Annotated in this window: 16 protein-coding genes and 1 tRNA gene; 13 read left to right on the plus strand and 4 right to left on the minus strand. The window is 70.9% G+C overall.

Annotated features, from left to right (window positions below; genetic code table 11):
* The first annotated feature begins 59 nt into the window (after positions 1-59).
* Both gltB and QSK21_RS05730 read left to right on the plus strand, forming a co-directional pair.
* The gene (gltB, locus tag QSK21_RS05725) at positions 60-4,616 is read left to right on the plus strand and encodes a glutamate synthase large subunit (RefSeq protein ID WP_285694169.1); all 4,557 of its coding nucleotides are present in this window, start codon (positions 60-62) and stop codon (positions 4,614-4,616) included.
* A 19-nt stretch (positions 4,617-4,635) separates the two neighbouring features.
* Positions 4,636-6,099, plus strand: coding sequence for a glutamate synthase subunit beta (locus QSK21_RS05730; protein WP_285694170.1), 1,464 nt, complete (start codon positions 4,636-4,638; stop codon positions 6,097-6,099).
* A gap of 162 nt (positions 6,100-6,261) precedes the next feature.
* Here the strand turns inward: QSK21_RS05730 and QSK21_RS05735 are convergent, their stop codons facing one another.
* Positions 6,262-6,966: a DUF6597 domain-containing transcriptional factor gene (locus QSK21_RS05735; RefSeq protein ID WP_285694171.1), complete on the minus strand. Its 705-nt coding sequence runs from the start codon at positions 6,964-6,966 to the stop codon at positions 6,262-6,264.
* Positions 6,967-7,097: 131 nt separating this feature from the next.
* Between QSK21_RS05735 and QSK21_RS05740 the strand changes: the two genes are divergently transcribed.
* Complete coding sequence (locus QSK21_RS05740; RefSeq protein ID WP_285694172.1) at positions 7,098-7,652, plus strand: type 1 glutamine amidotransferase domain-containing protein; 555 nt, start codon at positions 7,098-7,100, stop codon at positions 7,650-7,652.
* A 150-nt stretch (positions 7,653-7,802) separates the two neighbouring features.
* Positions 7,803-9,245: a pyruvate kinase gene (pyk, locus tag QSK21_RS05745; protein WP_285694173.1), complete on the plus strand. Its 1,443-nt coding sequence runs from the start codon at positions 7,803-7,805 to the stop codon at positions 9,243-9,245.
* A 134-nt stretch (positions 9,246-9,379) separates the two neighbouring features.
* Here pyk and QSK21_RS05750 read toward each other — a convergent pair.
* A tRNA-Leu gene (locus QSK21_RS05750) sits at positions 9,380-9,456 on the minus strand.
* A 110-nt stretch (positions 9,457-9,566) separates the two neighbouring features.
* On the opposite strand from QSK21_RS05750, the gene QSK21_RS05755 reads away from it, so the two are divergent.
* The 6 genes from QSK21_RS05755 to QSK21_RS05780 all read left to right on the plus strand — a co-directional run bounded on the left by QSK21_RS05755 (position 9,567) and on the right by QSK21_RS05780 (position 15,974).
* Positions 9,567-10,220: an ANTAR domain-containing response regulator gene (locus tag QSK21_RS05755; RefSeq protein ID WP_285694174.1), complete on the plus strand. Its 654-nt coding sequence runs from the start codon at positions 9,567-9,569 to the stop codon at positions 10,218-10,220.
* A gap of 328 nt (positions 10,221-10,548) precedes the next feature.
* On the plus strand, positions 10,549-11,712 hold the full coding sequence (locus QSK21_RS05760) for a branched-chain amino acid ABC transporter substrate-binding protein (protein WP_285694297.1): 1,164 nt from the start codon (positions 10,549-10,551) through the stop codon (positions 11,710-11,712).
* A gap of 117 nt (positions 11,713-11,829) precedes the next feature.
* Complete coding sequence (locus QSK21_RS05765; protein WP_285694175.1) at positions 11,830-13,170, plus strand: branched-chain amino acid ABC transporter permease; 1,341 nt, start codon at positions 11,830-11,832, stop codon at positions 13,168-13,170.
* A 116-nt stretch (positions 13,171-13,286) separates the two neighbouring features.
* Positions 13,287-14,423: an ABC transporter permease subunit gene (locus QSK21_RS05770; protein WP_285694298.1), complete on the plus strand. Its 1,137-nt coding sequence runs from the start codon at positions 13,287-13,289 to the stop codon at positions 14,421-14,423.
* 92 nt (positions 14,424-14,515) lie between these two features.
* Positions 14,516-15,256, plus strand: a complete 741-nt coding sequence (locus tag QSK21_RS05775) for an ABC transporter ATP-binding protein (protein WP_285694299.1) — start codon at positions 14,516-14,518, stop codon at positions 15,254-15,256.
* Entirely contained in the window at positions 15,246-15,974 is a 729-nt protein-coding gene (locus QSK21_RS05780) for an ABC transporter ATP-binding protein (RefSeq protein WP_285694176.1), read from the plus strand. Before QSK21_RS05775 ends, QSK21_RS05780 begins: the two co-directional genes overlap by 11 nt.
* 74 nt (positions 15,975-16,048) lie before the next feature.
* Here QSK21_RS05780 and QSK21_RS05785 read toward each other — a convergent pair whose 3' ends face one another.
* Together QSK21_RS05785 and QSK21_RS05790 are read right to left on the minus strand one after the other, a co-directional pair.
* Positions 16,049-16,618, minus strand: coding sequence for a DUF4352 domain-containing protein (locus QSK21_RS05785; RefSeq protein ID WP_285694177.1), 570 nt, complete (start codon positions 16,616-16,618; stop codon positions 16,049-16,051).
* A gap of 202 nt (positions 16,619-16,820) precedes the next feature.
* On the minus strand, positions 16,821-17,261 hold the full coding sequence (locus QSK21_RS05790; RefSeq protein ID WP_285694178.1) for a PaaI family thioesterase: 441 nt from the start codon (positions 17,259-17,261) through the stop codon (positions 16,821-16,823).
* 121 nt (positions 17,262-17,382) lie between these two features.
* On the opposite strand from QSK21_RS05790, the gene polA reads away from it, so the two are divergent.
* From polA to rpsA, 3 genes are all read left to right on the plus strand, one after another.
* Positions 17,383-20,103: a DNA polymerase I gene (gene polA / locus QSK21_RS05795; RefSeq protein ID WP_285694179.1), complete on the plus strand. Its 2,721-nt coding sequence runs from the start codon at positions 17,383-17,385 to the stop codon at positions 20,101-20,103.
* 229 nt (positions 20,104-20,332) lie between these two features.
* Positions 20,333-21,433, plus strand: a complete 1,101-nt coding sequence (locus tag QSK21_RS05800; protein ID WP_285694181.1) for a polysaccharide deacetylase family protein — start codon at positions 20,333-20,335, stop codon at positions 21,431-21,433.
* 344 nt (positions 21,434-21,777) lie between these two features.
* Complete coding sequence (rpsA, locus tag QSK21_RS05805) at positions 21,778-23,259, plus strand: 30S ribosomal protein S1 (protein WP_285694183.1); 1,482 nt, start codon at positions 21,778-21,780, stop codon at positions 23,257-23,259.
* Positions 23,260-23,580: the final 321 nt, after the last annotated feature.

Genomic DNA, 23,580 nt, shown 5'->3' on the forward strand with positions numbered 1-23,580 from the left:
ATCGAAGGTGAGATTCGAGTCGCCGGCACGAGCGGCGACACGCGACGACGGGAGGGTTGATGGCCGCTGCTGCCCTCGCCCCGGGAACACCCCCTGACCAGGGGCTGTACAGCCGGGCGAACGAGCACGACGCCTGCGGGGTCGCCATGGTCGCGGACCTGCGGGGACGCCCCAGCCATGAGATCATCCGCAAGGCCCTGACCGTCCTGAGGAACCTCGACCACCGGGGCGCCGTGGGCGCCGAGCCCGACGACGGCGACGGCGTGGGCATCCTCGTCCAGATCCCGGACGCGTTCTTCCGCGAGGTGTGCGGGTTCGCGCTGCCCGAGCCCGGCGGGTACGCGGCGGGCATCGCGTTCCTCCCGGTGGACGCCGCCGAGCGGGCCGCCGCGGTCGCGCACGTGGAGAGGCTGTGCGCCGAGGAGGGCCTGGCCGTGCTGGGCTGGCGCGAGCTGCCGCACGACCCCGACTTCGCCGGGCCCGCCTCCCGCAAGGCGATGCCGCACTTCACGCAGCTGTTCGTCGCCCCCGCCGAGGACGGCCCGCACGCGGGCAAGACCGGTCTGGAGCTGGACCGGGTCGTGTTCTGCATGCGCGAGCGCGCCGAGCAGGACGTGAAGGTGTACTTCCCGAGCCTGTCCAGCCGCACCGTGGTCTACAAGGGGATGCTGACCACGCCGCAGCTCGAGCCGTTCTTCCCGGACCTGTCCGACACCCGCTTCGCCAGCGCGATCGCGCTGGTGCACTCGCGGTTCTCCACCAACACCTTCCCGGCCTGGGAGCTGGCGCACCCGTACCGGTTCATCGCGCACAACGGCGAGATCAACACGGTGAAGGGCAACCGGAACTGGATGCGCGCCCGCGAGGCGCTCCTCAAGTCCGACCTGCTGCCCGGCGACCTGTCCCGGATCTACCCGGTGATCGACATCGAGGCCAGCGACACCGCGTCCTTCGACGAGTGCCTGGAGCTGCTGCACCTGGGCGGCCGGTCGCTGCCGCACGCGGTGCTGATGATGATCCCGGAGGCGTGGGAGAACCACACCGAGATGGACCCGGCGCGCCGGGCGTTCTACGAGTTCCACTCCACGCTGATGGAGGCGTGGGACGGCCCCGCCAGCGTGACCTTCACCGACGGCACGATCGCCGGCGCCGTCCTGGACCGCAACGGGCTGCGTCCCGGCCGGTACTGGGTGACCGACGACGGGCTCGTGGTGCTGGCCAGCGAGGCCGGGGTGCTGGACATCCCCGCGTCCAAGGTGGTCCGCAAGGGCCGGCTCCAGCCCGGCAAGATCTTCCTGGTGGACACCGCGGCCGGCCGGATCATCGAGGACGACGAGGTCAAGGCCGAGCTGGCGGCGGCCCACCCCTACGAGCAGTGGCTGCACCAGGGCCTGGTGCGGTTCGAGGAGCTGCCGCAGCGCGAGCGGGAGATCCCCACCCATCAGACGCTGGTCAAGCGGCAGCAGACGTTCGGCTACACCCTGGAGGAGCAGCGGGTCATCCTGACCCCGATGGCCAGGACGGGCGCCGAGCCGATCGGGTCGATGGGCACCGACACGCCGCTCGCGGTGCTGTCGGAGCGCCCCCGCCTGCTGTTCGACTACTTCAAGCAACTGTTCGCGCAGGTCACCAACCCTCCGCTGGACGCGATCCGCGAGGAGCTCGTCACCTCGCTCCAGTCCACGCTCGGCCCGGAGGGCAACCTGCTGGAGCCCGGACCGCACTCGTGCCGGCGGCTGGTGCTGCCCACCCCGATCCTGGACAACGACGAGCTCTCCAAGATCATCCATATCGACGACGAGGGCGACCTGCCGCATCTGCGCGCCCATGTCGTGCACGGCCTGTACGAGGTCGCCGGCGGCGGCCGGGCCCTGGAGCGGCGCCTTGAGGAGATCTGCGCCGAGGTGTCGCGGGCCATCGCCGACGGCGCCGGGACGATCGTGCTGTCGGACCGCGGCTCGGACGCCGAGCGCGCCCCGATCCCCTCGCTGCTGCTCACCGGCGCCGTGCACCACCACCTGATCAGGGAGAAGACCCGTACCCGGGTCGGCCTGGTGGTGGAGACCGCCGAGGCCCGCGAGTGCCACCACATGGCGCTGCTCATCGGGTACGGCGCGTCGGCGATCAACCCGTACCTGGCGATCGAGACCGTCGAGGACCTGATCGCCACCGGCGCGATCGAGGGCCTGGACCCGGCCAAGGCCGTGCGCAACCTGATCAAGGCGTACGGCAAGGGCGTGCTGAAGATCATGTCCAAGATGGGGGTCTCCACCGTCGCCTCCTACACCGGCGCGCAGATCTTCGAGGCGATCGGGCTCGGCGAGGAGGTCGTCGAGCGCTGCTTCACCGGCACCACCTCCCGGCTCGGCGGCGTCGGCTTCGACGTGCTGGCCCGCGAGGTCGCCGAGCGGCACCGCCGCGCCCACCCGCCGGGCGGCAACGAGCCCGCGCACCGCACCCTGGAGGTCGGCGGCGAGTACCAGTGGCGGCGCGAGGGCGAGAAGCACCTGTTCAACCCCGAGACGGTGTTCAAGCTCCAGCACGCCACCCGGACCCGCCGCTACGAGATCTTCAAGGAGTACACCTCCTCGGTGGACTCGCAGGCCGAGGCGCTGATGACGCTGCGCGGCCTGTTCGACCTGCGCGAGGGCGAGCGCCCGCCGGTGCCGATCGAGGAGGTCGAGCCGGTGTCGGAGATCGTCAAGCGGTTCTCCACCGGCGCGATGTCGTACGGGTCGATCTCGGCGGAGGCGCACGAGACCCTGGCGATCGCGATGAACCGGCTGGGGGGCAAGTCCAACACCGGCGAGGGCGGCGAGGACCCGGAGCGGTTCACCCCGGACGAGAACGGCGACCTGCGGCGCAGCGCGATCAAGCAGGTGGCCTCCGGCCGGTTCGGCGTGACCTCGGAGTACCTGACCAACGCCGACGACCTGCAGATCAAGATGGCGCAGGGCGCCAAGCCGGGCGAGGGCGGGCAGCTCCCCGGCCACAAGGTCTACCCGTGGATCGCCAAGACCCGGCACTCCACCCCCGGCGTCGGGCTGATCTCGCCGCCGCCGCACCACGACATCTACTCGATCGAGGACCTGGCCCAGCTCATCCACGACCTGAAGAACTCCAACCCGTCCGCGCGGGTGCACGTGAAGCTGGTCGCCGAGGTGGGCGTGGGCACGGTCGCGGCCGGGGTGTCCAAGGCGCACGCCGACGTGGTGCTGATCTCCGGGCATGACGGCGGCACCGGCGCGTCCCCGCTGACCTCGCTCAAGCACGCCGGCGCGCCCTGGGAGCTCGGCCTGGCCGAGACGCAGCAGACGCTGCTGCTCAACGGGCTGCGCGACCGGATCGTGGTGCAGGCCGACGGGCAGCTGAAGACCGGCCGGGACGTGATCATCGCGGCGCTGCTGGGCGCCGAGGAGTACGGCTTCGCCACCGCGCCGCTGGTGGTGTCCGGCTGCGTGATGATGCGGGTGTGCCATCTGGACACCTGCCCGGTCGGCGTCGCCACCCAGAACCCGGTGCTGCGCCGGCGGTTCAGCGGCAAGGCCGAGTTCGTGGTCAACTTCTTCGAGTTCGTCGCCCAGGAGGTCCGCGAGTACCTGGCCGCGCTCGGGTTCCGGTCGCTGGACGAGGCCATCGGGCATGTCGAGATGATCGACGCGCGGCGGGCGGTGGAGCACTGGAAGGCCGCGGGGCTCGACCTGTCGCCGATCCTGTACCGTCCCGAGCTGCCCGAGGGCGCGGCGCTGCGCCGCACCACCTCCCAGGACCACGGCCTGGAGAAGGCGCTGGACAACACGCTGATCCAGCTCGCCGAAGGCGCGATCGCGTTCGGTGACAAGGTGACCCTGGAGCTGCCGATCCGCAACGTCAACCGCACCGTCGGCACGATGCTGGGCCACGAGGTGACCAAGAAGTGGGGCGGCGAGGGCCTGCCCGACGACACCATCGACGTCACCTTCACCGGCTCGGCGGGGCAGTCGTTCGGAGCGTTCGTCCCGCGCGGCATCACGCTGCGGCTGGTCGGCGACGCCAACGACTACGTCGGCAAGGGCCTGTCGGGCGGGCGGCTCACGCTGCGGCCCCCCGCGGACGCGCCGTTCGCCGCCGAGCAGCAGATCATCGGCGGCAACGTGATGCTGTACGGCGCCACCTCGGGCGAGCTGTTCGCGCGGGGCGTGGTGGGCGAGCGGTTCTGCGTCCGCAACTCCGGCGCCACCGCCGTCGTCGAGGGCGCGGGCGACCACGCCTGCGAGTACATGACCGGCGGGCGCGCGGTGATCCTGGGCCCGACCGGGCGCAACGTGGCGGCGGGCATGTCCGGCGGCATCGCCTACGTGCTCGACCTGGTCGCCGAACGGGTCAACAAGGAGATGGTGGACCTGGAACCGCTCACCGAGGAGGACGCGGAGTTCGTCCGCGTCCTGGTGGAGCGGCACCTGGCCGAGACCGGCTCCACGGTCGCCGAGAAGCTGCTGGCCGAGTGGGAGACCGCGGCCGGGCGGTTCACGAAGATCATGCCGCGGGACTACCGGCGCGTCCTGGAGGCCAAGGCGAAGGCCGAGGCCGAGGGCCGGGACGTCGACGAGGCCATCATGGCCGCGGCCCAGGGCTGAGAGAGGGGGCGAGCACACCATGGCCGACCCGAAGGGTTTCCTGACCGTCCAGCGCGAGCTCCCGAAGCGGCGCCCGGTGGACGTGCGCATCAAGAGCTGGTCGGAGGTCTACGAGGACTTCGGCGGGGACCGGCTCGAGAAGCAGGCGAGCCGCTGCATGGACTGCGGCATCCCGTTCTGCCACCAGGGGTGTCCGCTGGGCAACCTCATCCCCGAGTGGAACGACCTCGTCTACCGCAAGGACTGGCGGGAGGCGGTCGAGCGGCTGCACGCCACCAACAACTTCCCCGAGTTCACCGGGCGGCTGTGCCCCGCGCCGTGCGAGAGCGCGTGCGTGCTGGGCATCAACCAGGACCCGGTGACGATCAAGCGGGTCGAGGTGGAGATCATCGACCGGGCCTTCGCCGAGGGCTGGGTGCGGCCGCGGCCGCCCGCGGTCCGCACCGGCAGGAAGGTGGCGGTCGTCGGCTCGGGGCCGGCGGGGCTCGCCGCCGCGCAGCAGCTCACCCGCGCCGGGCACGACGTCACGGTGTACGAGCGCGCCGACCGGATCGGCGGCCTGCTGCGCTACGGCATCCCCGAGTTCAAGATGGAGAAGCGGCACCTCGACCGGCGCATCGGGCAGATGCGCGCCGAGGGCACCGAGTTCCGGACCTCGGTGAACGTCGGCGCCGACCTCACCGCCGACGAGCTGCGCGCCGGCCATGACGCGGTCGTGCTGGCCGGCGGCGCCACCGCGTGGCGCGACCTGAACGTCCCCGGGCGCGAGCTCAAGGGCGTCCACCAGGCGATGGAGTACCTGCCCCCGGCCAACCGGGTGCAGGAGGGCGACTTCCCCGAGTCCCCGATCTCCGCCGCCGGCAAGCATGTGGTGGTCATCGGCGGCGGCGACACCGGCGCCGACTGCATCGGCACCGCGATCCGGCAGGGCGCCAAGTCCATCACCCAGCTGGAGATCATGCCGCGGCCGCCGCTGACCCGTCCCGACCACCAGCCGTGGCCGACGTACCCGATGCTGTTCAAGATGGAGACCGCCCACGAGGAGCTCGCCGACATGGGCGGCGAGCGGGTGTACGCGGTGTCCACCACCGAGTTCCTCGGCGACGAGGACGGCAACGTCCGCGCCCTGAGGCTGGTGGAGGTCGGCGGGCCCGAGACCGGCTTCAAGCCCGTCGAGGGCTCCGAGCGGGAGATCCCCGCCGAGCTGGTCACCCTGGCCATGGGCTTCCTCGGGCCGCAGCGCGAGGGCCTGCTGGAGCAACTGGGCGTCGAGCTCGACCAGCGCGGCAACGTCGTCCGCGACGCCGACTACCGGACCTCGGTGGACGGTGTCTTCGTGGCCGGCGACATGGGCCGCGGCCAGTCGCTGATCGTCTGGGCGATCGCCGAGGGACGGGCCGCCGCGCACGGCGTCGACAAGTTCCTGCGCGGGGAGACCGTGCTGCCGTACCCGATCCCGCCCACGGCGCGCCCGATCGCCTGACCGCGACCGCCGTCCTGTCCGGGGCGTGTGGGACGATCGCGCCCATGCGAGGCGCGGTGGTCACCCATGCCCCGGACACCGGCGCGCTCCGGCGGCCGAGGCTCGCCAAGGGGACGCCGTCGCCTGACCGGGCCGGTGAGAGCGGTCGGTTGGAGCGGTCGGTTAGAGCAGCGAACGAATCGAGGTGCCGGCCAGGGTGCGTACCTCGTTGGCCATGTGCGCCTGGTCGGCGTAGCCGGTGGCGTACGCGACGTCCGCGAGGGGACGCCCCGCACGGGCCATCGCCAGCGCCCGCTGGAACCTCAGCACGCGCTGCAGGGTCTTCGGCCCGTAACCGAAGGCCGCGAGCGACCGCCTGCGGAGCTGGCGATCGCCCAAGCCGATGTCGTCGGCCACCTCGCGTACCGTCCGGGACCGGAGGCCGTCCACGATCGCGGGAACGAGCGGGTCGGGGTCCGAGGTGGCCCTGGCCAGGACGGCGCGCACCAGGGTGCCGTGCGGGTCGCCGGACGCGGCGACGGCCTCGGCGAGGCGGTCGGCGTCCGCGCCCCATAGCTCGCGCAGGTGCGGGCGGCCGTCGCGTACCGCGTCGGAGGGCACGCCCAGCACCGGCGGGGCCGTCCCCGGGCGGAACCGCACGCCGACCAGCCGGTCGCCCGGCAGCAGCGTGGCGGGGTTGGGCCCGGTGTCGGGGCCCGCCACCATGATCGCGCCGTCCCGGCTCCACCAGATCAGGTCGACGCAGCCGTCCGGGACCACCCGGTGCGGGTACGGCCGCTCGGCGCCGCCGGGCAGCTCCTGCGTCCACAGGCAGGCCAGGCCGCTCCCCGGCGGGGCGGGGAACTCGCGATACCGGGCGGCGTCCACGATCCCCTGCTTACCACCCGCCTACGACACAGACCAGGGGCCGCGGCCGAATAGCGCCCGCCTGGCCGGGCAAGGGGCGACGAGTGGGTCCCGCACACCGGTGGGACCCGGACGCGAAGGGGAGAGACGACATGGCCAACGAGCTGCAGGGCAAGACCATCGCCTTCCTGGCGGCGCCCGAGGGCGTCGAGCAGGTCGAGCTGACCGAACCCTGGCGCGCCGTCGAGCAGGCCGGCGGGGAGCCGCGGCTGCTCTCCACCCGGCCGGGACGGATGCAGGCGTTCAACCACCTCGACAAGGGCGACACCTTCGAGGTGGACGTCACCGTCGACGCCGCGAGCCCGGACGACTTCGACGGGCTCGTCCTTCCGGGCGGCGTCGCCAACCCCGACTTCCTGCGGACGCGGCCCGAGGCGGTCGCGTTCGTCCGGCGGTTCTTCGAGGCGGGCAAGCCGGTCGCCGCCATCTGCCACGCGCTGTGGACGCTCGCCGAGGCGGAGGTCGCGCGCGGACGCCGGCTGACCTCCTGGCCGAGCCTGCGCACCGACCTGCGCAACGCGGGCGCCGACTGGGTGGACGAGGAGGTCGTCGTGGACGAGTCCGGCCCCAACGTCCTGGTCACCAGCCGCAAGCCCGACGACCTCAAGGCGTTCTCGCAGGCCGCCGTCGAGGTGTTCCAGCGCTGACCGGGGGCCGCCCAGGTCCGCTCAGGGCCGTCCCCGGCGGCGGGGACGGGCCCGGTGGTCTAGACCTTGAGCTAGACCAATCGGTGAATCTTTCGCGACCGTATCCTGCGTGAATGTACGTACTGGCAGGTAACTAAGTAGCGTTGTGTTGTGACCCGTCGAGCGAAGATCGTCAGTACCATCGGCCCCGCCTGCTCCAGTGCCGAGCAGATCCACGCCCTCGTCGAGGCCGGTGTCGACGTCGCCAGGCTCAACCTGAGCCATGGCGACCACTCCGTGCACGAAGAGGTCTACCACCGGGTGCGGGCCGCGGCCACGGCGACCGGACGCGGCGTCGGCGTCCTGGCCGACCTCCAGGGCCCCAAGATCCGCATCGGGCGGTTCCCGGACGGTCCGGTACGGCTCACCCTCGGCGACGACTTCACCATCACCACCGAGGACGTGCCGGGCACCCGCAAGGAGGTCTCCACCACCTACAAGGGCCTGCCGGGCGACGTCGCGCCCGGCGACACGGTGCTGATCGACGACGGCCGGGTGGCGCTGCGGGTGGTCGAGGTCGACGGCCCCAGGGTCCGCACCTCCGTCGAGGTCGGCGGGATGATCTCCGACTCCAAGGGGCTCAACCTGCCCGGCGTCCCCGTCAGCGTGCCCGCCCTCACCGAGAAGGACGAGGCCGACCTGCGCTGGGCGCTGCGCCTGGGCGTCGACATGGTCGCGCTGAGCTTCGTGCGCACCCCCGCCGACGCCGACATCTGCTACCAGATCATGGAGGAGGAGGGCGTCCGCGTCCCGCTGATCGGCAAGATCGAGAAGCCGCAGGCCGTCGATCTGCTGCCGGAGATCGTCGCCGCCTTCGACGGCATCATGGTCGCCCGCGGCGACCTGGGCGTGGAGCTGCCCCTGGAGGCCGTCCCGATCGTGCAGAAGCGCGCCATCGAGCTGTGCCGCGAGAAGGCCCGCCCGGTCATCGTCGCCACCCAGATGCTGGATTCGATGATCTCCGCGCCGCGCCCCACCCGCGCCGAGACCTCCGATGTGGCCAACGCCGTCTTCGAGGGCGCCGACGCGGTGATGCTCTCCGGCGAGACCAGCGTGGGCCAGTATCCGATCGAGGCCGTGCGGACCATGAGCCGCATCGTCACCGCCGCCGAGGGCGCCGCGCTCGAGGCGACCCACACCCTCGACCGCAAGCCGGAGACCGTCGGCGGCGCCATCGCCCGCGCGGCGGCCGAGGTCGGCGCGATCGTCGGCGCGGAGGCGCTGGTCGCCTTCACCATGTCCGGCGAGACCGCCCGCCGCCTGTCGCGCTACCGCTCGCCCATCCCGCTGCTGGCCTTCACCTCGGTGCCCGCCGTCCGCGGCAAGCTCGCGCACGTGTGGGGCGTCGAGACGCACATCGTCCCGTTCGCCAACCACACCGACGAGATGGTCCGCCAGGTCGAGCAGGGACTGCTGGAGTCGGGGCGCGTCCAGAAGGGCGACAAGGTCGTCATCGTCGCCGGCTCCCCGCCCGGCACCCCCGGCTCCACCAACGCCCTGAGGGTCCATCGCATAGGCGACGCGATCGCCCAGGCGACCGGAGGGGGCAACTGACGCACCCTCACGCGCGGCCGCCTTCCTGTGTGGCCGCGCGGGCGCCTCAGGGGAGAGGGGCCGGTCGTGGGGCGGGTCCGGCATCGTCCGCCGCACGATGGGCGGCCGCCGACGGCCGGGCGGTCGTCGTCCGATGGTGCCCCGAGTGGGATTCGAACCCACACTGGATGTGGTTTGAGCACATTGCCTCTGCCGGTTGGGCTATCGGGGCATCTCTTCTCTAGGTATTACCGAAATATCCAAATAAATCGGACGTATGGAGTTGTCATGCGGAAGCCGCGCGGAACCTCCCTGGCAGGGCGTTCCCCGGCAGACCTGGCCATGACCAGGGTAGCGGGTCCCGGTAGTCTCGTGCGCGTGACGGAGAGCGCTCGGCGAGTTGTGATCGCAGAAGACGAGGCCCTGATCCGGCTCGATCTCAAGGAGATGCTGCAGGAGGACGGCTATCAGGTGGTCGGCGAGGCCGGCGACGGGGAGACCGCCGTGCGGCTGGCGGCCGAGCAGCGGCCGGACCTGGTGATCCTGGACGTCAAGATGCCCGTGCTCGACGGGATCTCCGCGGCCGAGCGGATCTCCGCGGAGCGGATCGCGCCGGTGGTGATCCTGACCGCGTTCTCGCAGCGCGAGCTCGTTCAGCGGGCCACCGAGGCCGGGGCGATGGCGTACCTGGTCAAGCCGTTCAGCAAGACGGACCTGGCGCCGGCGATCGAGATGGCGGTGAGCCGGTACACCGAGCTGCGGGCGCTGGAGGCCGAGGTCGCCAACCTCCAGGAGCGGCTGGAGACCCGGAAGGTGATCGACCGGGCCAAGGGGCTGCTGCAGCAGGCGAACGGATGGAGCGAGCCCCAGGCGTTCCGGTGGATCCAGAAGACGTCGATGGACCGGCGGCTCACGATGCGGGCGGTCGCGGACGCCGTGGTGGCGGGAGCGCTGGGCGGGCGGCAGCAGGAGGGGGACGCCGAAACGAAGGCGTGACCCCCGGGGTTCCGTGTGCCGCGGGTCATGCCTGGTCCCGAGGTCGACGGCGGTCGTCGCGAACGCCTCACCGCCCGCGCGACGGGTCGTTACCGGACGTAATCGTGCATGGCCACGGGCGCTGTCTGATGGGCACGGGGGCGTAACGAAGGGGTAACCCTTCATCTCAGAGGTGCTGATCTGCGGTCCCGGGTCGGTGTACTACGGACTGGTGCCCGAGTGACCGCTTTGCCCAGCTCTTGACGGGAGTGCGGTCCCCCGGGCTCCACTCGTACCCGATCCGTGGTGGATCCGGATGGAAAGGTTAGGCACCTTGCGGCGCAACATGATGAGGGTCACCGGCGCTGTGGCGCTGAGTGCGGCGCTCGCGCTCAGCGCGGCCGCGTGCGGTGATGACGAAGGCGGGAGCAGCGGTGGCGGCGACTCCGTCACGATCGGATTCATGGGTGACCTGACCGGGGCGAACTCCGGCATCGTCATCCCGCCCAAGCAGGGCGCCCAGATGGCGATCGACGAGTACAACGCCACCAATCCCAAGGTCAAGATCAACCTCAAGACCTACGACAGCCAGGGCAAGGGCGAGCAGGCGCTCCCGCTGGCCAAGACCGCGATCACCAAGGACAAGATCGTCGGTATGATCGGTCCCGCGTTCTCCGGCGAGAGCCAGCAGGTGGGGCCGGCGCTGGAAGAGGGCAAGATCCCGTCGGTGTCGCCCTCGGCGACCAACTCGGCGCTGACCAAGAACGGGTGGAAGTACTACCACCGGATCGTCGGCAACGACGACGCCCAGGGCGCGGCGGTGGGCCAGTTCATCGCGAACTCCCTGAAGGCCAAGAAGGTCTTCATCATCCACGACAACTCCGAGTACGGTAAGCCGCTGGCCACGACGGTCGAGAACACCGTCAAGAGCGCCGGCGCGACGACCGAGGTCAGCGGGATCGACCCGGAGGCGTCGGACTACTCGGCGTCGGTGAACGCGGCGAAGGGCTTCGGCCCCGACGCCATCTTCTTCGGCGGCTACTACGCGGCCGGCGGCAAGCTGATCAAGCAGCTGCGCGAGGGCGGCGTCGACGCCCGCTTCCTGTCGGGCGACGGTTCCCTGGACAAGGGCCTGGCCAGCGGTGCCGGCGGCACCAACGCCGACGGCTCGATCATCGCCTGCCCGTGCCTGATCGACCCGACCGGCAAGGCCAGCGCGGCGTCCAAGAAGTTCTCCGACGCCTACAAGGCCAAGTACGGCTCGGAGACGGCGATCTACTCGGCCGAGGGCTACGACGCGGCCACCGCGTTCATCGAGGCGGTCAAGGCGGGGAACACCACCCCCGAGAAGATCAACGAGTTCCTGTCGACCGTGAACGTGCCGGGCGTCTCCAAGCCGATCAAGTTCACCCCGCAGGGTGACCCGGCGGTCGCGGACGTCTACGTCTACGAGGTCAAGGGCCAGACGCTGCCGCTGCTCGGCAACGCGAAGGATGCGAAGGTCGAGGGTTGATCATCGTCCGTTCGCCTGACCGGCGGGATTCGTTCGCCTACCGGCGGGCGGCTTGAACGACGCAGGAGCGGGAGTGCCAGAAGTGCTCCCGCTCCCCCGATGAAGGCGGCCTGACAAGTGCTCAACGATTTCATTGATCAGTTCTGGCCGTCCACGGTGGACGGCATCTCGCTCGGCGCCATCTACGCCCTCGTGGCGCTGGGTTACACCCTGGTCTACGGCGTCCTCCGATTGATCAACTTCGCGCACTCCGAGATCTTCATGATCGGCACCTTCGCCGCGATCGGCGCGGTGCAGATCATGGGCATCACCACTCCGGTCGGGACGGTGGCGCTGGTCGGCGTCGTCCTGGTGCTGGCGCTGTGCGCGGGAGTGGTCTCGGGCGGGGCGGCGATGCTGCTGGAGCTGGTGGCGTACCGGCCTCTGCGGAAGAAGGGCGCGTCGCGGCTCGCGGCACTGATCTCCGCGATCGGCGCCTCGCTGTTCCTCCAGCAGCTGTTCGCCCTGGTGGTGATCCCGAGGCTGTTCGACCGCCCGAAGGAGGGCGGCTTTCTGCCGGTGCAGTCGAACGACTTCGTCAACCCGGTGAACCTGTTCACGATCCGGTTCGAGGTGGACGTGGTGCGGCTGGTGGCCCTGCTGGGCCTGGCCGCGTTCGTCGCCGGCCTGGTGTGGCTCTACCTGGACTTCCGCACGGCGCGGCGCGCCTCGGCGCGCGCCGAGGACGAGGAGTACCTCGCCGGCATCGTGGCGGGTTCCGCGTCCCGCGAGGACACCCCCTCGGGTGGCGGCACGGCGACCCTGACCAAGGAGCCCGAGACCGGCCGGGCGCCGGCGCCCACCTCCACGCTCACCCTCAGGACGGCGCTGACGCGGCGGACCTCGGGACGGCTGCTGCTGGGCGGCGCGGCCGTCGGGGTCGTGGCCTACGTGCTGTCGCTCTTCGTGTCGATCGGGGACCTGTTCACCTTCGGCACGATCGACGTGCGCAGCGACAAGCTGATCATGGTGATCGGCGCGATCCTGATGATGGTCCTGCTGGACGTCTTCGTGAACCGGACCAAGCTGGGCCGGGGCATCCGGTCGACGGCGCAGGACCCCGAGACCGCGGTCCTGATGGGGGTCAACATCGACCGGGTCGTCATGGCGACGTTCGCGCTGGGCGGCGCGATGGCCGGTGTGGCCGCGGCGCTGTACATCATGCGCTTCGAAGAAGCGCATTTCATGGTCGGGTTCCTGCTGGGCATCAAGGCGTTCACCGCGGCCGTGCTCGGCGGCATCGGCAACCTGCGGGGCGCCCTGGTCGGCGGCCTGGTCCTGGGGCTGCTGGAGATGTACGGATCGTCGATCTTCGGGTCGGACTGGCGTGACGTGGTCGCGTTCGTCGTCCTGGTCCTGGTGCTGATGTTCCGTCCGACCGGCATCCTCGGCGAGTCGTTGCAGAGGGCCCGAGCATGACCGGGCCGAAGGGCGAGAAGGAGGGCAAGGTGCCCGGGTCCGAGGTGAAGACGGCCGCGGCTCCGGCGAACGAGGCCACGGGCAGGTCGCGGAGCCCGCGCTCGGCGTGGTCCCAGATGACCGACACCGCGAGCCGGAAGTGGGCGACGCTGCCACCGGCCGGCCGGTGGACCGTCTACCTGCTGCTGATCGTCGGGGCCGTGCTGCTGCCGTCGTCGGCGGTGGGCGAGGTCATGTCGCCGTCAAGCGACTGGTCGGCGCTGTTGTTCTTCCCGATCGGCGGGTACATCCTGCTGGCGATCGGGCTGAACGTGGTGGTGGGGCAGGCGGGCCTGCTCGACCTGGGCTATGTCGCGTTCTTCGCCATCGGCGGCTACGCGATGGCGATCCTGGGGAAGAACCTCGGCTGGAACTTCTGGGAGATCCTGGCCGTGGGCATCCTGCTCGCGGCGCTGTCCGGGGTGATCCTGGGCGCTCCCACGCTGCGGCTGCGCGGCGACTACCTGGCGATCGTCACGCTGGGCTTCGGTGAGATCATCCGGATCTCGGCGCGGAACACGCCGTCGATCGGCGGCCCGAACGGCATCTCCGGCATCCCGCACCCGCCGACGCTGACCGAGTGGGAGATCCCGGACGTGGAGCCGTGGACCTCGCTGGGGCTCGGCGGCGTGGCGCCGTTCCAGTACGGGGCGCTGGACATGCGGCCGTACTACTACCTGATGCTGGCCGCCATCGTCATCGCGATCATCTTCGTGAAACGGCTGGAGCGCAGCCGGGTGGGCCGCGCCTGGGCGGCCATCCGCGAGGACGAGGACGCCGCCGAGCTGATGGGCGTCCCGACGTTCCGGTTCAAGCTGGCGGCGTTCGCGATCGGCGCGGCCATCGGCGGCCTGGCCGGCGTTCTGTACGGCGCGCAGGCGACGTCGATCATCCCCGCGAACTTCGTGTTCATGGTGTCGGCGCTGCTGCTGTCGTCGGTGGTGCTGGGCGGTTCGGGTAACCTGCCGGGCGTGATGCTGGGCGCGTTCCTGGTGGCGTGGCTGCCGGAGCGGTTCCGTGACCTGGCGGACTACCGTGTGCTGATGTTCGGCGCCGCGCTGGTGCTGATGATGGCGCTGCGGCCGGAGGGCCTGCTGCCGTCCAGGCAGCGCAAGGCCGAGCTGGCCGAGGGCACCGGCGGAATGGGCAGCATGGGCGCCGAGGTGGCCACGCCCACCAGCGCGCCCGGAGCGACCGAGGTGGTGTCCAAATGAGCCGTGGCGAAGCCGAGAAGACGATCACCGAGGCTTCCGAGGCCCCCGGGGCGCCGGGCGGTGGGCCGCTGCTGGAGCTGAAGTCGCTGACCATGCGCTTCGGTGGCGTGGTCGCGGTCAACGAGCTGGACCTGACCGTGCGCAAGGGCGAGATCTTCGCCCTGATCGGGCCGAACGGCGCGGGCAAGACGACGGTGTTCAACGTGACCACCGGCGTCTACCGGCCGACGTCCGGGGACGTGGTGTTCGACGGCCGGCGGCTGAACGGCATGAAGCGGTTCGCCGTCACCAAGCTCGGCGTGGCGCGCACCTTCCAGAACGTGCGGTTGTTCCACAACATGACGGCCCTCGAGAACGTGATGGTGGGGGCGGACGCGCACCACCGCACCGGGTTCGTCAGCGCCTCGCTGGGCCTGCCCCTCCACCGCAGGGAGGAGCGGGACGGCCGGGACAAGGCCAGGGAGCTGCTGGAGTTCGTCGGCATCCCGCACCGGATCGACGAGGTCGCCAAGAACCTGCCGTACGGCGACCAGCGCCGGCTGGAGATCGCGCGTGCGCTGGCCACCGACCCCACCCTGCTGCTGCTGGACGAGCCCGCCGCCGGCATGAACCCGGCGGAGAAGCTGTCGCTGCAGGAGCTCATCCGCAAGATCCGCGACAGCGGCCGCACGGTGCTGCTCATCGAGCACGACATGGGGCTGGTGATGGGGATCAGCGACCGGGTCGCGGTCCTGGACTTCGGCCAGAAGATCGCCGAGGGCCTGCCCGCCGAGGTGCAGAACAACCCGAGGGTGATCGAGGCGTACTTGGGGGCTCCCGCCGATGCTTCTTGAGATCGAGGACGTGCACGTCCACTACGGAAAGATCGCGGCGCTCAAGGGCATCACGATCGAGGTCGGGCAGGGCGAGATCGTCTCGCTGATCGGCGCCAACGGGGCCGGCAAGACCACGACCCTGAAGACCATCTCCGGGCTGCGCCCGCTGTCGGCCGGCCGGGTGCGGTTCGACGGGAAGGACATCAGCCGGATGCCCGGTCACCGGCGGGTGCTGGCAGGCATCGCGCAGGCCCCGGAGGGCCGCGGCATCTTCCCCGGGATGTCGGTCGAGGACAACCTGCTGATGGGCGCCTACAGCCGCAAGGGGGACTTCTCCAAGGACCTCAAGCAGGTCTACGAGCTGTTCCCGCGGCTGGCCGAGCGCAGGACGCAGCCGGGCGGCACCATGTCCGGCGGCGAGCAGCAGATGCTCGCGATCGGGCGGGCGCTGATGACCGAGCCCAAGGTGCTGCTGCTCGACGAGCCGTCGATGGGCCTGGCGCCGATGCTGGTCCAGCAGATCTTCTCGATCATCGCGGAGATCAACCGGCGCGGCACCACCGTCCTGCTGGTCGAGCAGAACGCGCAGCAGGCGCTGCAGCTCGCCCACCGCGCGTACGTCCTGGAGACCGGGTCCATCGTGAAGTCGGCCCCTGCGTCGGAGCTGCTGGACGACCCGCAGGTACGCGCCGCCTATCTGGGCGGCGACCTCGGTGAGGCGGCGCAGAGCACATAGCCCCTCCGTCGACGTGCCCGCCGCCTCCTGTCCAGGGGGCCGCGGGCACGTCGGCTCTCCGGCCTGTCAAGCCTTCAGGGAAGTTTCACGTCCACGGGCGCGGGCTCGCTGACCGCGCCCACGCCCGGTTCCCCCTGGAAGCGGATCGCGGCGGGACGCTCGGTGCGGGGGACGTCGTACCAGATGTCCAGCTCGACCCGCATGCCCGCGCCCACGGGGAACTGCTCGGGCATCCGCTTGACCAGCATCGCCTCGCGGTCGGGCGTGATGGTGCGGCCGGACGCGAGCACCAGCGACTGCTCCTTGGGCACGAACGTCTGCCCGGTCCGGCCCGTGTTCTCCACCACGAGCCGCACCCGGACGTACTGGCCCTTGGGCCTCACGTCGGCATGGCTGCCGACGAGTTCCGGCATGCCGCCGGTGTAGCCGATGACGGTGAACGCGGTCTCCCCGCTGCGCGCGGTGGGGGCCTTCACCGCCTTCTCCCCGTCGTTCCGCACGGGACGCGGCGGGAGCTCATAGGTGGGCTTGGCGGCCGTGCGGCCCTCCTCGGCCCCGTCGCCCGAACAGGCGGTCGCCGTGAAGACCGTGACGGCCAGCACGGGGAGCAGCCGGGAAAGCACTGACCGGGTGCGCAGGGCCATGGGACGTTCCGGTCCTTGATCGGGGAGGGGGACCGGACCCGGAACCACCTTTGGGGCCGCGCCCGCCCTGTCCGGGCACGCGCGTTGTCTACTCAGTGATCCCGGGCCGTTCCGATGCACGCTACCGACCGTTCCTCTGGCGAGGCAAAGGAAAGCCGGTACCGGCCTCCGCAAAACACGCCAAATCGATGGATCGTTCCTGTCAGGTCGCGGGCTTGTCACGCAGCATGCAGGTGAGGCGGGCGGTGCACACGCGACGCCCCTGGTCATCGGTGATCACGATGTCGTAGGCGGTGAGCGTCCGCCCGCCGTGGACCTGGGTGGCGACGCCGGTGACCCAGCCCTCGGAGGCGGAGCGGTGGTGCGTGGCGTTGATCTCGATGCCCACCGCGATCCGGCCCGGACCGGCGTGCAGCGTCGCGCCCGCCGACCCCAGCGTCTCGGCCAGGGCGCAGGAGGCGCCGCCGTGCAGCAGCCCGTACGGCTGTGTGTTGCCCCGCACCGGCATCCGGCCGGTCACCCGCTCCGGTGTGGTCTCCAGGAGCTCGATGCCCAAGGCGCTCGCCAGACCGCGGTCCACCCCGGCCCCGGCGCCCTCGGCGTCCTGTGGCGGCGCGGCGAGGTCCCGCCCCTCCGTCGTCATCGAGCCTCCTTATTACCTCTTCAACCGCACTTCGGGCGAACTCCCGGGGGGTGTGGGGTCCGCCCCCGGGATGCGGCTCGAAGCGTCTCGAACTGTCGCACACGCAGACTAGAGTCCAGGTGTGGCAACGACAGCAGCGACCCCCGACGACAAGCGGCAAGACCGGCTTCTCCTGCTCGACGGGCACTCCCTGGCCTACCGGGCGTTCTTCGCCCTGCCGGTGGAGAACTTCACCACCACCGACGGCCAGCCGACCAACGCCGTGTACGGCTTCACCTCGATGCTGATCAACGTCCTGCGGGACGAGGCGCCCACCCACATCGCGGTGGCCTTCGACCGTTCCGAGCCGACGTTCAGGCACGAGCAGTACGTGGAGTACAAGGCGGGCCGGAGCAAGGCGCCCGACGAGTTCCGCAGCCAGGTCAGCCTGATCTTCGAGGTGCTGGACGCCCTGCGCATCCCGCGGCTGTCGGTGGCCGGCTACGAGGCCGACGACATCATCGCCACGCTGTCGGTCCAGGCCGGCCAGGCCGGGATGAAGACCCTGATCGTCACCGGCGACCGGGACGCCTTCCAGCTGGTCAACGAGGACGTCACGATCCTGTACCCGGTCCGCGGGGTCTCCGAGCTGGCCCGGATGGACCCGGCCGCCGTCGAGGCCCGCTACGGCGTGCCGCCCGAGCGGTACCGCGAGCTGGCCGCGCTGGTGGGGGAGAGCAGCGACAACCTGCCCGGCGTGCCCGGGGTCGGGCCGAAGACCGCCGCCAAGTGGCTCGCCAAGTACGGCGACCTCGACGGCCTGGTCGCGCACGTGGACGAGATCAAGGGCAAGGCCGGCGACAACCTGCGCGAGCACCTGGGCCAGGTGCTGCGCAACCACCAGATCAACCGGCTCGACACCGAGGTCGGGCTGGAGATGCGGCCGCCGCAGCTCACCATGGGCCAGTGGGACCGCGAGGAGATCCACACCCTGTTCGACTCGCTCCAGTTCCGGGTGCTGCGCGAGCGGCTGTACTCCACGCTGGCGCCCGCCGAGCCCGAGGCCGAGGAGGGCTTCCCGGTCGTCCGCGAGGAGCTGGAGCCCGGCGCGCTGGCCGCCTGGCTGGAGGAGAACGCCGGGCCCTCGAGCCGTACCGGCGTCGCGGTCACCGGAACGTGGGCGCGCGGCACCGGCGAGGTGACGGGCATCGCGCTGGCCTCGTCCGCCCCGGCCACGTCCGGCCCGGCGCCCGCGGTGTACCTCGACCCGGCCGAGCTGGTCGAGGACGACGAGCGGGCCCTGGCCGCCTGGCTGGGCGACCCGTCACGGCCCAAGGCGCTGCACGAGGCCAAGGGCCCGAGCCTGGCGCTGGCGGCGCGGGGCATGGAGCTGCGCGGCCTCACCAGCGACACCGCCCTGGCCGCCTACCTGGCGCTGCCCGGGCAGCGCACCTTCGACCTGGCCGACCTCGTCCTGCGCTACCTGCACCGGGAGCTGCGCGCCGAGGCCGACGACTCCGGGCAGCTCACCCTCGACGGGTCCGGCGAGGCCGAGGCCGCCGACGACCTGGCCGTACGGGCCCGCGCCGTGGCCGAGCTCGCCGACAGGCTCGACGCCGCCCTGGAGGAGCGCGGCGCCACCCGGCTGCTGCACGAGGTCGAGCTGCCGCTGGTGAGGGTGCTGGCCGACATGGAACGGGCGGGCATCGCCGTCGACACCGACCGGCTGGCCGAGATGGAGGCGAGCCTGGCGGGTCAGGAGAAGGAGGTCGAGCAGCTCGCCCACCAGGCCGTGGGGCACGAGTTCAACCTGGGCTCGCCGAAGCAGGTGCAGCAGGTGCTGTTCGAGGAGCTCGGGCTGCCCAAGACCAAGCGCACCAAGACCGGCTACACCACCGACTCCGAGGCCCTGACCAACCTGGCCGAGAAGAGCGACCACCCGGTGCTGGAGCACATCCTGCGCTGGCGTGAGGTCTCCAAGCTCAAGAGCATCGTCGCGTCCCTGATCCCGATGGCCGACGACTCCGGGCGCATCCACACCACGTTCAACCAGATGGTCGCGGCCACGGGGCGGCTGTCGTCCACCGACCCCAACCTGCAGAACATCCCCATCCGCACCGCGGAGGGCCGCCAGATCCGCGAGGCGTTCGTGGTCGGCGAGGGCTACGAGTCGCTGCTCACCGCCGACTACAGCCAGATCGAGCTGCGGATCATGGCGCATCTCTCGGAGGACGAGGCCCTGCTGGAGGCCTTCCGCGCCAAGGCCGACTTCCACACCATCACCGCGTCCCGGGTGTTCGGCCTGCCGCCCGAGCAGATCGACCCCGAGCTGCGCGCCCGCATCAAGGCGATGAACTACGGCCTGGCCTACGGCCTGTCGGCGTACGGCCTGTCGCAGCAGCTGCGCATCTCACCGGACGAGGCCCGCGCCCTCATGGAGGAGTACTTCCAGCAGTTCGGCGGCGTCCGCGACTTCCTGCGCGGGGTCGTCGACCGCGCCCGCAAGGACGGCTACACCGAGACCATCATGGGCCGCCGCCGCTACCTGCCCGACCTCACCTCCGACAACCGGCAGCGCCGCGAGATGGCCGAGCGGATGGCCCTGAACGCCCCGGTGCAGGGTTCGGCCGCCGACATCATCAAGGTCGCCAGCCTCAACGTCGACCGCGCCCTGCGTGAGCACGGCCTGCGCTCCAGGATGCTCCTCCAGGTGCACGACGAGCTGGTCTTCGAGGTCGCCCCCGGCGAGCATGAGGTCCTCACCGGCCTCATCCGGGACCAGATGTCGTCCGCCTACGAGCTGAAGGCCCCTCTCGAGGTGAGCATGGGCACCGGCCCGACCTGGGAGTCCGCCGCGCACTAGACGGCCGCCGGCCCGGAGCTCGCCCCGCTCGCGTGCCCGATGGCCACGTTGCCGGGGTGTCCTGGTGGCCTGTGTGCGCGTTGGGACGGGAGTTCGCCGTCGGGGCCTGTCGCGCCTGAGTGGCCGGATTCATTGCCGGTCGCGATGTGGTTTGCGGGGCGCGAGAGCGGCCGGTGAGAGATCATTGTGCGGGCGCCGGGGGCGCCGGGAATCCGATCGAGGGAGACGCGTGCCACTCCTCCACAAGATCGCCGCTGTCGTGATCGTCGCCGCCGTGGTCGCCGGGCTCTGGCTGCCCGGCGAGCGGGACGGGTCCCGTGCCGCCACCCAGGCGAAGGAGCCGGTGGCGCAGGCCAGCGGCGTCGGGCACCGGAGTCCCCCGCCGACACGGTCGGCACCACGGAAGGCGACGCCTTCGCCCGCCGGGACCGTGGGCCCCGCCACGCCCGCGGCCGCCGCCGCGAAGGCCGACGAGCTGGGGCAGGTCCCGGTGATCATGTATCACCGGATCGTCCCGAAGCCGGAGCGCGACCTGGACCGGTCGGCGGAGGACTTCCGGGCCGAGCTGGTGCGGCTCGCGAAGAGCGGCTACGTGCCGATCACGGCGGGCGAGTTCGCCGCCGGGTGGATCGACGTGCCGGCCGGGCGGCATCCGGTCGTGCTGACCTTCGACGACAGCATGCCCGAGCAGTTCTCCCTGGACGCCCAGGGCCGTCCCAAGGCGGGCACGGCGGTGGCGATCATCCAGGAGGTGGCGCGGCAGTACCCGGGGTTCCGGCCCACCGCCACGTTTTACCTGACCAAGGACCTGTTCCGGATGAACGGGCAGGAGAAGGCCGGGCTGGCATGGCTCCTGCGCAACGGGTTCGAGCTGGGCAACCACACCCTGAACCACCGGAACCTCTCGCAACTGTCCAAGAAGGACGTACAGAAGGAGATCGGCGACATCGAGGCCAGGATCGTCCGGCTCACCGGCAGGCACACCACCACGCTGGCCTACCCGTTCGGCGCCGAGCCGGACAAGCGGTCGTGGGCGGCGGAGAAGGACGGCGCGTACGCGTTCAAGGGCGTGTTCCTGGCCGGCTGGAAGCCGTCGGAGTCCCCGTTCGACAAGGACTTCGACCCGCTGGCGATCACCCGCGTCCAGTCCGAAGGCAAGATCGACAAGAACGACTGCGCCCGGTACTGCTCCGCCGCCTGGCTGGATGAGCTGGACAGGAACCCGGGGGAGCGGTACACCTCTGACGGCGACCCCAACACGATCACGTTCCCGCGGGCCGACGAGGACCGGCTGGCCAAGGAACTGCGAGGGCGTGGCCGGGTGTACTGAGCTCCCACCTGTTCCCTGACTCTTCCCTGACTCGGCACTGTCCCGCCTCCGTTCCGCCCCGGGGCCCGTCCGTGAGAACCCCGCGCCGCGGGGGCCGGTCCACTGTGCCGGGGGTGGCGTGGACCGCGCCGATTGACCACGCGGTTTCCGTCCCATATGCTGATCGCTGCGCTGTGGGCTTGCGCGTGCTTCGGACAGAGCAGGCTCGCGCTCGGTCAGGTCGACATCGGTTTCCCTGACGTGGCTCATGGCCACGTCCCATCTCCGGTCATCGGCAGGGCGGAAAAGGGCCCTCCGCGCACTACGCGCAACTACGCATGTCCGTATCCGGAGCCAGCCGACACATGACGAGCAGCACCGAGGCAACCTCGACCACCCCGCAGGTAGCGGTCAACGACATCGGGTCCGAGGAAGCCTTCCTCGCCGCGATCGATGAGACCATCAAGTACTTCAACGACGGCGACATTGTCGAGGGCACTGTCGTCAAGGTCGATCGTGACGAGGTCCTCCTCGACATCGGCTACAAGACCGAGGGCGTCATCCCCTCGCGCGAGCTGTCCATCAAGCACGATGTCGACCCCAACGAGGTCGTCACCGTCGGCGACCATGTCGAGGCCCTGGTCCTCCAGAAGGAGGACAAGGAGGGCCGGCTGATCCTGTCCAAGAAGCGCGCGCAGTACGAGCGCGCCTGGGGCACGATCGAGAAGATCAAGGACGAGGACGGCATCGTCACCGGGACGGTCATCGAGGTCGTCAAGGGCGGCCTGATCCTCGACATCGGCCTGCGCGGCTTCCTTCCCGCCTCCCTGGTGGAGATGCGGCGGGTGCGCGACCTCCAGCCGTACGTGGGCCGCGAGCTCGAGGCCAAGATCATCGAGCTGGACAAGAACCGCAACAACGTGGTGCTGTCCCGCCGCGCCTGGCTGGAGCAGACGCAGAGCGAGGTCCGCCAGACCTTCCTCAACACCCTGCAGAAGGGCCAGGTCCGCAAGGGCGTCGTCAGCTCGATCGTCAACTTCGGCGCGTTCGTCGACCTCGGCGGGGTGGACGGCCTGGTGCACGTCTCCGAGCTGTCCTGGAAGCACATCGACCACCCGTCCGAGGTGGTCGAGGTGGGCCAGGAGGTCACCGTCGAGGTCCTCGACGTCGACATGGAGCGCGAGCGGGTCTCGCTGTCGCTGAAGGCGACGCAGGAGGACCCCTGGCAGCAGTTCGCCCGCACCCACCAGATCGGCCAGGTCGTGCCGGGCCGCGTCACCAAGCTGGTGCCGTTCGGCGCGTTCGTCCGGGTCGAGGAGGGCATCGAGGGCCTGGTGCACATCTCCGAGCTGGCCGAGCGCCATGTGGAGATCCCCGAGCAGGTCGTCCAGGTCGGCGACGAGATCTTCGTGAAGATCATCGACATCGACCTCGACCGGCGCCGCATCAGCCTGTCGCTCAAGCAGGCCAACGAGAGCGCCGCCGGCATCGAGGAAGAGGACTTCGACCCGACGCTGTACGGCATGCCGGCCGAGTACGACGAGCAGGGGAACTACAAGTACCCCGAGGGCTTCGACTCCGAGACCGGCGAGTGGCTGCCCGGCTACGACCAGCAGCGCGAGACCTGGGAGCGGCAGTACGCCGAGGCCAGGGCCCGGTTCGACGCACACCGCAGGCAGATCGAGGAGGCCCGCAGGGCCGAGGCGGAGGCCGAGGGCGGCGCCCCGTCCGGCGGTGGCGAGACCTCCTACTCCGGCGGCGCCGAGCGCGAGGACACCTCCTCCGGGGCCCTTGCGACCGACGAGGCGCTGGCGGCGCTCCGCGAGAAGCTCTCCGGCGGCCAGTAACATCATCCGGCCAGCGTCCCGCCCCCCTCCCAGGGGGCCGGGGCGCCGTCGGCCGAGCACGGCCGGGACCGGTCCCACCCCGGGCCCGTCCCGGCCATGACTCGTTCGCTCCTCCGTGCTCCTTGGGTGTTCCTTAGGTGCTCCTGGTGTCAGGTGCTCCTTGTGTCCCGCTGCCGCGTGCGGAGACGGAGGGCGACCGGCGCAGGCCCCTACCCGGGCGTGCGCCGATCCCATCCCCGAACCGTCCCGCCCGCGACGCACCCCCACGCGACCCGCGAGGCGGAGGCGGCTCGTCCAGTGGTACGGGCGGGACGCCGCCCA

Source organism: Actinomadura sp. NBRC 104412 (genome assembly GCF_030269515.1).
Lineage (GTDB): Bacteria > Actinomycetota > Actinomycetes > Streptosporangiales > Streptosporangiaceae > Spirillospora.

Bases quoted from the DNA above. Each gene is read 5' to 3' on its own strand.
- QSK21_RS05760 (WP_285694297.1), top strand. From the start codon at position 10,549: ATGAGGGTCACCGGCGCTGTGGCGCTGAGTGCGGCGCTCGCGCTCAGC.
- QSK21_RS05755 (WP_285694174.1), top strand. From the start codon at position 9,567: ATGACCAGGGTAGCGGGTCCCGGTAGTCTCGTGCGCGTGACGGAGAGC.
- QSK21_RS05730 (WP_285694170.1), top strand. From the start codon at position 4,636: ATGGCCGACCCGAAGGGTTTCCTGACCGTCCAGCGCGAGCTCCCGAAG.
- QSK21_RS05775 (WP_285694299.1), top strand. From the start codon at position 14,516: ATGCGCTTCGGTGGCGTGGTCGCGGTCAACGAGCTGGACCTGACCGTG.
- QSK21_RS05740 (WP_285694172.1), top strand. From the start codon at position 7,098: ATGGCCAACGAGCTGCAGGGCAAGACCATCGCCTTCCTGGCGGCGCCC.
- QSK21_RS05790 (WP_285694178.1), bottom strand. From the start codon at position 17,261: ATGACGACGGAGGGGCGGGACCTCGCCGCGCCGCCACAGGACGCCGAG.
- gltB (WP_285694169.1), top strand. From the start codon at position 60: ATGGCCGCTGCTGCCCTCGCCCCGGGAACACCCCCTGACCAGGGGCTG.
- QSK21_RS05785 (WP_285694177.1), bottom strand. From the start codon at position 16,618: ATGGCCCTGCGCACCCGGTCAGTGCTTTCCCGGCTGCTCCCCGTGCTG.
- QSK21_RS05780 (WP_285694176.1), top strand. From the start codon at position 15,246: ATGCTTCTTGAGATCGAGGACGTGCACGTCCACTACGGAAAGATCGCG.
- QSK21_RS05770 (WP_285694298.1), top strand. From the start codon at position 13,287: ATGACCGACACCGCGAGCCGGAAGTGGGCGACGCTGCCACCGGCCGGC.
- rpsA (WP_285694183.1), top strand. From the start codon at position 21,778: ATGACGAGCAGCACCGAGGCAACCTCGACCACCCCGCAGGTAGCGGTC.